This window comes from Enterococcus sp. FZMF, from assembly GCF_030263915.1.
In the GTDB taxonomy this organism is placed as follows: Bacteria; Bacillota; Bacilli; order Lactobacillales; family Enterococcaceae; genus Enterococcus_D; species Enterococcus_D casseliflavus.
Window position 1 is genome coordinate 905,905 of record NZ_CP127160.1, and the last position, 11,430, is coordinate 917,334.

The window sequence follows — 11,430 nt, forward strand, 5'->3', positions numbered from 1 at the left end:
TCGCCTATTAGTCGCCTTCTTCCGACAGCTCAAGGGCTAACCGCAGATCCAGGCTGATGCTAGGATCATGCACGTTTTTTCCTAGTAGCTTTTGGCACTGTTCGATGCGGTATTTGATCGTGTTGCGATGAACGAACAAGGCTTTGGCGGTGCGGGTGATCTCACATTGATAATCCAAGTAAGCCCGTAAGGTTTTGCGCAATTCGATGGTGGCATCTTCTTGCGGAAACGCCAATTCTTTAAGAATCGTACGGCAGAAATAATGGATATCTTCAGGACTCATTTTTTCAAATAGACTCCGCATTCCCCGTTGATGGTAGAAAGAGACGATGGACGAATCATGTTGGCCTCTTCGTTCTTCATACGCAGTCTTTGCTTCGATGTAGGAGCTGGCTAAATCATTGATACTTTCACAGACACTCCCTACCCCAAAGGCCATTCGAAATGGCAACCGATTGGTCAAAGCATTGGCGGTCTCGATCAAATGGTCTTCTAAGGCATCACACTTGTGCTGCACGAAAATCGCAAAGTGATTGCTGCCCTTTAAGCTAAAGAGACAAACATCTTTGATGCGATAAGGCAGTTGTTCACTAAACCACTGATAAACCAAGTCACTTTCTTCTTTTAAGTATTTGTCTTTGCCTTTGGTTTCTTTGGTTGGTTCGCAGGCACCATAGATGACACGATAATGGCGGGCTTTGACCAAACCGTAAGTCTTTCCGAGATCTAACCAATCCTTTTGTTCTTGCTTGGTGGATTGCTGGTATTCGATCATCCGTGTTAAAAAGTCACTTTTTAAATCTTCAAAAGATTCTTGCACTTTTTGGTTCTTGTAAAGCATAAACGACAAGACCAAGGCTGCTTGTTCCAGCGCAAAATCCGAGACAGGATAAGGAATCGCCTCAGGATTCAAAATGACTAAATAATGTGGGAAATAAGTGGAGGTTTCAATAGCATAATAAGAAATTTGTGACGTTTTTTCATGAAGATCTTTGATAGGGATCGCCCCGCTTTTTTCACCAGTAAAAACCCCTTTCGTTTGTCCTAATTGATGGATGTAATACTCCGCGGGTTTTGACATGCGGGTGAAATGCTTGGAGTGGGCAATCACTTGTTTAAAAGGATTCAACAAAATGATCGGTGTATTGACCATTTGGCCAAAATCAGCGATAAAGCGAGCGATGCTGACATCCTTCATCAAGGAAGCAGAGAACCGTTTTTGAATGTCTAAGGCATAACTCAGCTGCTCGGTTTTGGTGTTCCATAGCAAATTCAAAAGCTGGTGCATCAAACGACCCAGCGGCATCGTGGCAGGTACTTCTACGATGGGGAAACCCAAGCTATCGGCGTAGGCGATGACTTCAGGATCGATGACATCCAAAAAACGACCGATCTTGATGCCTAATCCAGCGGCATTTTTGGCTACGAGAGAATCGATCAGCTCTAGAAGCGCTCCTTGATTATCTTTATAAACCATCGCCGTGCTTAAGATAAAGGTATGCTCAGGAATATAGTGGGCGATATCGGGGGTCTCGGTGATTTCGATACTGTCGACGGGAATTTCCGCAGTCAGGGGATCTGTCAATAAACGCAAATTGGAAAAGCGAGGTATAGCAAGCAATTCAGCAACTAACTTCATAGAGAAACTCCTTTTGGAACTGAACAAAACAAACAAAAACATGTCCTTTTTTAGCTTTATTGTACAACAAACTTGGAAACGTTGACAAGGCGTTGGACAGTGAAATCAAAAAGAGAAATGAGGGAAAAAGATGTATAAAGAGTTAACGATCGCACAACGTACGATCATGACACCTGGGCCTGTAGAAGCCCATCCAGCTGTTCTACAAGCAATGACCAATCGCATTTTGGGGCAGTTTGATCCGAATTTTTTGGCGATCATGGATGAGGTCAAAGAAATGATCAAACAACCGTTTGGAACCAAAAACAAAGAGGCATTTGCCATTGACGGGACTTCCCGAGCTGGTTTAGAAGCGGCGCTGATCGCTTTGATCGAACCAGGGGACAAAGTCTTGATCCCAGCCTATGGGCGCTTTGCTTTCTTACTGGGAGAAATCTGTGAACGTGCTCAAGCACAAGTCAAATATGTAGAAAAAGAGTGGACGGCTCCTTTTGCACCCGCAGAGGTCATCAAAGAAATCGACGCATTTCAACCCAAGATCGTGGCGATGGTCCACGGGGAAACCGCCAACGGGCAAATGCAGCCGTTAGCAGAAATCGGACAGTATTGTCGCGCAAAAGATATTTTCTTTGTCGTTGACATGGTGGCGACTTATGGTGGCGTGGCCCTGTCAGTCGATGATTGGTGTGTCGATTTAGCGATTGCCGGTACACAGAAGTGTTTAAGCGTGCCGTCTGGTCTTTCATTAGTGACCTACAACGAGCGAGTCGAAGCCGTCCTTAATGCTCGTTACCAAAAAGAATTAGGCTTGAGTAAAACGGATCGAAACAAGCGGCACATTATGTGCAATTACCTGGATTTGAGTCAACTGCAACGCTACTGGAACACAGAGCGAATCAACCATCACACAGAAGCGACGAGTATGATCTATGCGCTTCATGAAGGATTACGGATGCTGCTAAACGAAGGCCTCGATGCAGCCTATCAACGTCATTTGACGAATGAAGGCGCGTTGGTCGCTGGACTGGAGGCGATGGGGCTGTCGATTTATGGCGAAAAATCAACCAAAATGCCGACAGTTACCCCTATCTTTATTCCAGAAGGTGTTGATGGCGAAGCTGTCCGAGAAGAGATGCTTCACTCCTTTGGTGTAGAGATTGCTAGTTCATTTGGTGATCTAAAAGGAAAAATCTGGCGGATTGGAAATATGGGCTACAGCAGCCGCAAAGAAAATATTTTACATGTCCTAGCCGCGTTAGAAGGGGCACTATTGTACCAGCGAGCACCAATTTCTGCTGGCAAAGCGCTCATCGCTGCGTTAAATTACTACCAAAAAACGACGTAAATTTTTAGCACAAATGCACAACGACTGAAAGCGCTTTGTGAAAAATGACAAATGCAATCGTCGGCAAAAAAACGTACACTAAGACTATCTTAAAGCGCTTTCGTTGGCGTGCTTCACAAACTTTACTTGTGTAACTGATGGAGGGAAAAAAATGGAAATCAATAAAGAACGTGGTGGGCTTGCCTACTGGAAACAAATTATTATCTTAATGTGTTCAGGCTGGGTCACTATCTGGATTTATCGCGCTGCGTTATCGCCAGTCTATCCGCAAATCAATGAGTCACTTGGCGGCAATATTTCTGATACAGCATTAGGATCGATTGCCAGCTTTTACTTTTTCGGCTATGTGATTATGCAGATCCCTGCCGGCTTTTTGGTGGATAAGATTGGGAAGAAAACAGTTCTGCTTCCAGGATTCGTGGTATTTGCACTGGCAGCTTTACTGATTTCACAAGCCTCTTCAATCTCCATGATCTATACCGGTAGCTTTTTAGCAGGGATCGGCTGTGGGTCATTTTACGGTTCAGCGTATTCTTTGACCTCACAGAACATTCCGAAAGAAAAGAAGAGCTTCTCAACAGCGATCGTCAATAGTGGTTCTGCCGTTGGTTCAGGGTTTGGGATGATCTTATCAAGCTTTATCGTTATTCAGATGAACATGCCTTGGCAAACAATGATGTATTTATCCGCTTTCTTGATCGTTTGTATGACGATCGCTTTTGCATTGGTGATCCGCAGCAACAAAGAAGACGTGGCTTTCTTGGAGAGCCAAGCAGCAGCTGAAGAAGAAACAACGGATCAGCCGAAAGAAAAAGTTTCCCTTTCGACCTTGTTCTCACTGCGGATGCTCTTTACTTATGTGTTATATTTTGCGACGTGTTATGCCTACTATATGACGGTTACTTGGCTACCAAACTTCTTAGGAACAGAACGAGGCTTCCAAGGAGTCGCGATCGGTTTCTCTTCTTCATTAGTAGCATTTGCTTCCATTCCTGGGGCATTGTTCTTTAGCCGCTTGGCAGACAAATACATGCATAAAAAAGTAACTTTTATCGTTATTTTAGAAGTATTGGCGGCGTTGATGTTATTAGTAACGGTGCAAGCGACAAATTCGACCTTCTTAATGATCGCGTTGATCTTGTACGGGTTCCTTGGGAAATTAGCGGTTGAACCAATCATCATTTCTTGGCTAGGGGAAAATGCACCCAAAGTTGGGGTCGGTACGACATTAGGGGTTTTCAACTTTTTCGGCATGATGTCTTCCGTTATCGCACCAACATTGACCGGATCGATCTCGGATGCAACAGGGTCAAAAGTAATGGGCTTTTATATCGCAATTATTTTGTTGATCGGTGGTACATTCTTATTCTTGACTGTAAACTCTAAGAAAACAGCCAAGTAGAAAAGTGAGGCACAACAGATGAAAAAACGATCCTTAAAAATCAGTTTGACCAACCAAATCATGATTGCAACGGTATTGGGGATTTTTTGGGGCGTTTCCTTTCCCGGGTTAGGTGATCAAATGCAGCTAGTCGGGGACTTCTTCTTGCGACTGATTCAAATGTCTGTGGTCGTGCTGGTCATGGGCTCGGTGATTGAAGCGGTGGGGGGACTTGATCCAAAAGAATTAGGTGGGATTGGCGGGAAAGTCTTCCTTTGGTTTACTGGATCGACCCTCGTCGCCGCTATTTTCGGTCTCTTGTTCGCCTTGATCCTCAAGCCTGGCGCAGGCCTTGATCAGTCCCTGCTGCAAAGTACAGAAACCGCATTAAGTACCAGCAGCATGGAAGAAGTCATCTTAAACTTTGTTCCACTGAACATTATTCAAGCCATGGTGGAGCAGAATATGATCCAAGTGATTATTTTTTCGCTCTTCTTTGGCCTTGCCTTGAGCTTGATCAAGCATGAAAAAAAGAATCAGCAGTTTCTAGATATGATCAGCAGTTTTAATAATATTTTGATAAAAATGGTCAGCATGATCATGAAGTTGGCGCCGATCGGGATTTTTGGCCTTGTTGCTTCCTTAGTAGAAGATACCGGTATTCGTGTGTTGGGAATGTTAGCCAGTTTTTTATTGACGTTAGCAGCAGCATCTTTGCTCTTTTTGTTTCTTTGGTTTCTCTTGACGTCACTCTATTGCAAAGTTTCCTTGTTTCGTTTGATAAAGAACATGTGGCGCCTATCGGTGGTTTCCTTTACGACCACCTCTTCTGCTGTTTCATTACCGTTTCAAATCGAAGATGGCAAAGAACGATTTGGGATCAGTGACCGAATCAATAAGCTCGTGATGCCTCTGGGCATGACCTTAAATAGCAATGGGCTCTCCTTATTTTTAGCCTTGGCAATCATAACCGTTGCTCAGGCGTACCAGATCCAATTGAGCTGGGGGGATCTTTTGCAAGTGGTCTTGTTGTCCTCGTTGGCATGCTTGGGAACGATCGTCGTTCCAGGCGGCGGATTAGTCACACTGGCTACGGTTTTACCTATGTTAGGACTGCCTAATGAAAGCATCGCCTTACTGGCTGGGATCGATTGGTTTTCTGGGATGTTTCGGACCCTCTTGAATGTTGACCCTGACGTCACGGTGGCGTTGATCGTTGCTCATGATGAAGGAGAACTGGATCATGCAGTCTTCAATGGTGAAAAAGCCTCGGTCAAATTAGCAGAAAAAATCACCGATGGCGTATAAGACCAATCATTCTTGTGATGAAACTTTACTCTTTTTTGAAAACGTGTTACGATTGATTCGTTGATAGACGAAAGAAGCTTCCTGAAATACCGTAAACGGTAACCAGTAGCGGCTGATTTTCCGCTCGTCGTTCAACAGACAACTACGACAAAAAGAGGAGGAAAAAACATGACAGCATCGATGAAATTGTGGATTGACCTTTTGAATAGCTAATTTAAATCTATTTCAAAAGTCTAGGCAATCGTGATTTCAAGGGATGAGTGTCCTCTTTTTTCCAATTTCTTATTAAAATCAGGGTATAGCGGTAGGCTATGCCCTTTTTTTGTGCTTGCGTTTTCCTAGACGGGAAGGACAGACTGATGGAACAATTAAGTGTAAAAATAAACAATCTAATCAAAAATTATGGGTCCAAAGAAGTACTGAACATTGAAAAACTGAGCGCCTATCAAACGGATCGTATCGGGATCGTGGGCGCAAACGGGCAAGGCAAGTCTACCTTACTGAAGTTGATTGCGGGAGTCGTCGATCCTGATTCAGGAACGATCCAAAAAGAAAATTCGTTTCACTATTTCCCACAAATCGCTGAGGTGACTGAAAAGACGGAGGCCCTTGACTGGGCGCTGTTCGGTCGTTTTTCGATCCCAACAAATGAATTGGCGACACTAAGCGGCGGGGAGGAGACCAAATACCGGTTGGCACAAACGTTATCTTCCTATCAGTTAGGACTTTTGCTCGATGAGCCAACGACCCACTTGGACCAGCAAGGAATTCAAGTCTTGATTGATGAACTGCAGTATTATTATGGCACCCTGATCGTGGTCAGTCATGATCGGTATCTATTGAATCAGCTGGCAACGAAAATCTGGGAAGTCGATCAAGGAAAAGTCACCGAGTATGCTGGCAATTATGACAGTTACCGACAGCAAAAAGAGCAAGCGGCACAGCGTATTGCCTGGGAGGCTGCGCAGTATCAGCAACAAAAACAGCAGTTGACCCAAGCAATCCAAAAGAAAAAAGAACAAGCGATCAAGAGCAGTCGTATTTCTGAAAAAAAGCGACAGCAGAACATCCGACCAGACCGTTTGTCGTCATCAAAACAAAAAGAGACGGTGCAAAAGTCATTGCAAAAAACAGTCAAAGCCATGGAAAGCCGCTTGGATCAGTTGGAAGAAGTGAAGGGCGTCGCCCGGCAGCAGGTGATTCGTTTTCCAGTAGTCCCTGCAGTGGAGCTGCATAATAAACGACCGATTCGTGGGGAGCAAGTAACCATTCAAAGAGGGGCGAAACGTTTGCTAGACAGCAGCAGTTTCCAGTTTGCTGCCGGGAAGAAAATCGCTATCGTGGGTCCGAACGGTTCGGGAAAGTCGACTTTACTAAAAGAAATCATCGCAGGCGGAGAGGGAATCTATGTATCACCGAAAATCGTCTTTGCGGTCTACGAGCAAATGGGCTATCGAAAAAACAGCACCACCCCGCTTTTGACGGAATTGATGGCTCAAACAGACTATCAGGAACCACTGGTCCGCAGTATTTTACACAATCTGGGATTTAGCCAGATTGACGTGATGAAGCCAGTCAATGTGCTAAGCGGCGGAGAAGCGACACGGGTCGAGCTCGCACGCATCTTTACTCAACCTGCCAATGTCTTGATACTTGATGAACCGACGAACTTTATTGATCTGCCGACAATCACCGTCTTGGAACAATTGATTCGCAGCTATCGAGGCATGGTTTTGTTCACATCGCACGATCAAGCGTTTATCGATGCCGTCGCGGATGACGTGTATCAAATCGATCATGGAAAATTAACATTGGTTTCCAGTAACTAGCAGCATTGTCGCTTTTATAACTGTATAAAGAAAAACAGCGCGGGAAAGGAAGCGACCGCCCAACGTTCGATCAACAATCGGCCGTTGAGCGGTCACTACAAAACCCGTGCTGTTTTTTTCGCAATCATCGGTATCGCCTAACTGTTGCTACATCGCTTAATAAATCTTTTTCGTAAAGTATTTTAAGATCAGGGGAGAGATCAAGGTACTCAACAAGACAACGATCACCAAAGGGGAATACAATGCGGACGAAATCAATTGGTTTTGTTGACCAATCTGCAAAATGATCAATGCCATTTCACCTCGGGAAATCATTCCAGCTCCCACCATCCAAGCACTGTTGTTCGAGAATTTCGCGATTTTCGCCCCGACATAGCCGCCGACCAGTTTGGTCAAGATCGCGACCACGGTAAAGGCAAGAATAAAGAATAATTGCTCATTTAAGCGGGAAAAATCAACTTCTAAGCCAACGCTGACAAAGAACACCGGAATGAAGACGGCATAACCTAATGCTTCGACACTGTGTTCCACTTCCTCACGAACCTTCGTTTGACTGACAGCGATCCCTGCGAAGAAGGCACCAATGACAGAGCTTAACCCAACGAGGTCAGCAAGATACGCCATTCCTAAGCAGATGATCAGTGACATGATGATCACTGCGGAATTTGCAAATAGCTTTTCTGCAAGTGCCAATAAGAACGGAGCGATCCATTTCACTAATAGAAAAATCAACACAAAATAAATCAATTCTACCAATAAGGTGACCGGCAGTGGTGTTGCTTGGCTGCTTTCGCCGCCTAAAAAGGAAAGGCTAAGACTCAAAACCAACACGACCAAAATATCATCCACGACGGAAGCACCAAGAATCGTCGACCCTTCTTTCGTATTCACCACATTCAACTCTTTCAATACTTCGACAGAAATACTGACTGAGGTGGCAGCTAATACGATCCCGAAAAAGAACGCTTCTGTGGGACTGCTTTGAAAACCGACCCCCGTGGCATACCCGAAGAGCATTGGGAACACGATCCCCAAAAGGGCAACGAGCATCCCAGGACGAAAATAGCGTTTCAATAAAGAAATATCACTTTCCAGTCCCGCTAAAAACATCAGCAAAATAACACCAATCTCTGAAAAATCATGAACCAGAATATCTGGATGGACCCAATTGAGTCCTGCGCCTCCTAATAAAACCCCCGCTAACAACTGCCCGATAACAGCAGGAACGCCCATCCGTCTCGCCAGATGCGAGAAGAGGGTCGTCGTGATTAGGATCAAACACAAAATCCCGACAAAATGCATAAAACCTCATCCTTCTTTCCTATAACATACTCCCCTTTAGTATAGCATTCTCTCTTGAATTGAGCCTGTATCAAGCCTTTTTTTATTAAAAGAGTTTCATTAAACCACACGTTTTTTGAGATAAGGAGGAAGCGAAGGCAATCAGAGTTTTTCTGTGCACTCGTCGAAATAAAAAAACATTATTTTCACTTTACTTGTATCAAATTATTGTTTGAGCCAACGGGCGAGCAGCTGAAACACCATTTGGACTTGCGGCTCCTCGACGTTTTTCAAAAAGTCGTGGGGCAAATCATAGACAGGGACAAATTTGCTTTTAGGCACTTTCTTCAAGCCTTTACTGTAACGAAAAGGAACTTCCTCATCGGTACTGCTGGCACTGCTGAAAATTGGAGGAAATTGAGCAAGCAGCTCAGGATCAATGGCATAGTCAGAAAGAGCTTCAGCTGTTAGACCATAGATCGTGGTGAGTTCTTGCTTTTGAACCCAATAAACATAAGGCAAATAGCGCTGAAACTGCGGATCATCCCAAACAATCTCGGTTTGATTCAAAGAAGGGACTTGCTCTTTGCTTAAGAGCGGCTGCTGCAAGACTCGTTTGTTTTCAATAAAAGAAAGATCGGTATACCCATAAAAATTGACCAGTTTTTCAGGCAATCTCTGTTGTTCCTTCAGTAATTGCTGGGTCAGCGCCAGCATCAAATAACCGCCAGCTGAGCGTCCGCAGAAACAAAACGGGTTATCTTTAAGCACAGTTGCTTGCAATTCTTGAAAATTTTGCCAGTTCAGCGCCAAAATCTCCGCTAACGAGGAATTGGGCGCCAGTAAATAATCGACTGTGAGGACGCTGTATTGCTGCTCTTGAAATAGTGCGATCAGTGATGCGGGAATGTCTTGACGGGTTCCATAAACAAAACCGCCGCCGTGAAAGTAAATCACGTATTTCTCCGAAGCAGGATAAAGGGACACCGAAGCACCGGTGGTCAATTGCCATTCTTTTTTCATTTTGCTTGACTCCTTTTCTGAAGCTCTAATAAATAGGTGCCGATCTCGTAATTGACTAATTGGATCGGACTTGTCAGATCGATCTCTAGTAGCTGTTCGATTTTGCTTAGCCGATAGCGAATCGTTTTGGCATGAAGAAACAAGGTTTCAGCCGTATTTTTGTAATTGCGATTCGTGATAAAAAAGGTATACAGCGTTTTGAACAGCTCCTCATTTTCTTCCGAAAGTTGATACAGCTTCGGGGGAATGCTTTGCTGCAGCTTTTCCAGTTGGTTCTCCTTGATAAAGGAACTAAAGATACCTAAGTCGCTATAGGCAATGATCGGGGCCAAATAAAACTGCCGATTGAAGCGGATCGCATCCAAACACTCTGGCAGGATCTCTTTGATCTGTTCCTTGCGCAAGACTTCGCTGACCACCAAGCAGCCATGTTCATCGGCTAACAGGGCATCATCAAAATGTGTCTGCAGCATCTGTTTCGTCACCTGATGGGCGATCGATTGGAAATTATAGAGGATCACCAAATAATTGTGGTGTTCAAAAAAGACGTGGGGTGTTTTCAACGCCCGTAGCTTGTGCAAAACGACGGACTTACGCTCCTTATCTTTAAAGCTGTTGGAAGCAAAGGCAATGCCTTGGTAGAAATCGTAGCGATCCAGTTGCGCTTCTTCTAACAAAAGATCCAGCTCAGCCAAATTACTAGGAGTGTTTTGTAAGATCGCATCGGCCAGATTGTTCATGCGATTGTAGCGTTCTTTCTTCAACAAATACTCCATTTGGAGGCGTTCATAAATGACGTCGATCACATTTTCAATGATCATGACTTTTGCCTCAGGGATCTGCGAATCTTTCTGATAAACGATCAAGGTACACAGATCATTGTAAGGATTGATGATCTCTACTTTTATGGCAGTCACATATTGATTGTTCTCATGAGAAAATAATTCCAAATATTCGTAGTGGTTCTTGGTAAACTCGATGGTTTTCATGGGTTCTTGTTTGGTCACCACGAAATTCTTAAAGGATTGACCGACGGACACATGCACATCTAAATGGGGGATGCGCAACGAACAAGGCTTTTCGATCAATTGATAGAACTCCTGCATGATCTGATCGAAAGAAGAGTGGTTGCGCTCAACTTTCATGAAGCGCTGGCGAACCTCGTAATAGGTACGCAGCAGCTGGGTTTGGTGATTCAGCAATGGTTCGTAAACCGCTAGCATGATGGCTTCATAGCTGACTTCTTGCTGCACTTTGATCAAAGGGATCTGATAAGCAAAGCTAAGTTCGATCACCCAATCTGGAATCATAGGGATCAAGCGATCCACTTTGATCACTAAACCGCTGACACCGATTTGCTGCATTTTTTCAAAAAAAACACGCAGTTCCTCAGGGGATTGGTCTTTGAAGGCATAAAAAGAAGTCAAAATCAATTGATGGGCTTTGCTCCACTTCTCAATGTCCATCGCTTCCAGCACCATGACGGAACCAACGGAATTTGTTAAACCAATGGAGCCAGTCAGGACTTTACTTTTTTCAAAAAGCGGCAGTTCAACCAATTCTTTTAATTTCATAAAACGCTCCTTTTTTCTCTTTTGGATAAAAAGTATAGCATTTTTTTAGA

General features: G+C 44.2%; 8 protein-coding genes. 4 read left to right on the plus strand and 4 right to left on the minus strand.

What is annotated here, in order from left to right; translation table 11 throughout:
* Window positions 1-7: 7 nt before the first annotated feature.
* Entirely contained in the window at window positions 8-1,639 is a 1,632-nt protein-coding gene (locus QN079_RS04415) for a PucR family transcriptional regulator (RefSeq protein ID WP_289230444.1), read from the minus strand.
* 130 nt (window positions 1,640-1,769) lie between these two features.
* Here QN079_RS04415 and QN079_RS04420 point away from each other — a divergent pair, with 130 nt between their 5' ends.
* The 4 genes from QN079_RS04420 to abc-f all read left to right on the plus strand — a co-directional run bounded on the left by QN079_RS04420 (window position 1,770) and on the right by abc-f (window position 7,502).
* The gene (locus tag QN079_RS04420) at window positions 1,770-2,984 is read left to right on the plus strand and encodes a pyridoxal-phosphate-dependent aminotransferase family protein (RefSeq protein ID WP_289230445.1); all 1,215 of its coding nucleotides are present in this window, start codon (window positions 1,770-1,772) and stop codon (window positions 2,982-2,984) included.
* Window positions 2,985-3,135: 151 nt separating this feature from the next.
* Window positions 3,136-4,386: an MFS transporter gene (locus QN079_RS04425; RefSeq protein WP_005225368.1), complete on the plus strand. Its 1,251-nt coding sequence runs from the start codon at window positions 3,136-3,138 to the stop codon at window positions 4,384-4,386.
* 18 nt (window positions 4,387-4,404) lie between these two features.
* Window positions 4,405-5,673, plus strand: a complete 1,269-nt coding sequence (locus QN079_RS04430; protein ID WP_289230446.1) for a dicarboxylate/amino acid:cation symporter — start codon at window positions 4,405-4,407, stop codon at window positions 5,671-5,673.
* A gap of 359 nt (window positions 5,674-6,032) precedes the next feature.
* Entirely contained in the window at window positions 6,033-7,502 is a 1,470-nt protein-coding gene (abc-f, locus tag QN079_RS04435) for a ribosomal protection-like ABC-F family protein (protein ID WP_289230447.1), read from the plus strand.
* A gap of 156 nt (window positions 7,503-7,658) precedes the next feature.
* On the opposite strand, the gene QN079_RS04440 is transcribed toward abc-f, so the two are convergent.
* The 3 genes from QN079_RS04440 to QN079_RS04450 all read right to left on the minus strand — a co-directional run bounded on the left by QN079_RS04440 (window position 7,659) and on the right by QN079_RS04450 (window position 11,380).
* Window positions 7,659-8,804 carry a cation:proton antiporter gene (locus tag QN079_RS04440; protein ID WP_060791741.1) on the minus strand — a complete coding sequence of 382 codons (1,146 nt, stop codon included), beginning with the start codon at window positions 8,802-8,804 and terminating at the stop codon, window positions 7,659-7,661.
* 204 nt (window positions 8,805-9,008) lie between these two features.
* Window positions 9,009-9,806 (minus strand): alpha/beta hydrolase, encoded by a 798-nt coding sequence (locus tag QN079_RS04445; RefSeq protein ID WP_289230448.1) that lies wholly within the window; start codon window positions 9,804-9,806, stop codon window positions 9,009-9,011.
* On the minus strand, window positions 9,803-11,380 hold the full coding sequence (locus QN079_RS04450) for a PucR family transcriptional regulator (protein WP_005225373.1): 1,578 nt from the start codon (window positions 11,378-11,380) through the stop codon (window positions 9,803-9,805). Before QN079_RS04450 ends, QN079_RS04445 begins: the two co-directional genes overlap by 4 nt.
* Between the last annotated feature and the right edge of the window lie 50 nt (window positions 11,381-11,430).

Excerpts from the sequence above, each read along its gene's own strand:
- QN079_RS04415 (WP_289230444.1), bottom strand. The coding sequence starts at position 1,639 with ATGAAGTTAGTTGCTGAATTGCTTGCTATACCTCGCTTTTCCAATTTG.
- QN079_RS04420 (WP_289230445.1), top strand. The coding sequence starts at position 1,770 with ATGTATAAAGAGTTAACGATCGCACAACGTACGATCATGACACCTGGG.
- QN079_RS04425 (WP_005225368.1), top strand. The coding sequence starts at position 3,136 with ATGGAAATCAATAAAGAACGTGGTGGGCTTGCCTACTGGAAACAAATT.
- QN079_RS04430 (WP_289230446.1), top strand. The coding sequence starts at position 4,405 with ATGAAAAAACGATCCTTAAAAATCAGTTTGACCAACCAAATCATGATT.
- abc-f (WP_289230447.1), top strand. The coding sequence starts at position 6,033 with ATGGAACAATTAAGTGTAAAAATAAACAATCTAATCAAAAATTATGGG.
- QN079_RS04440 (WP_060791741.1), bottom strand. The coding sequence starts at position 8,804 with ATGCATTTTGTCGGGATTTTGTGTTTGATCCTAATCACGACGACCCTC.
- QN079_RS04445 (WP_289230448.1), bottom strand. The coding sequence starts at position 9,806 with ATGAAAAAAGAATGGCAATTGACCACCGGTGCTTCGGTGTCCCTTTAT.
- QN079_RS04450 (WP_005225373.1), bottom strand. The coding sequence starts at position 11,380 with ATGAAATTAAAAGAATTGGTTGAACTGCCGCTTTTTGAAAAAAGTAAA.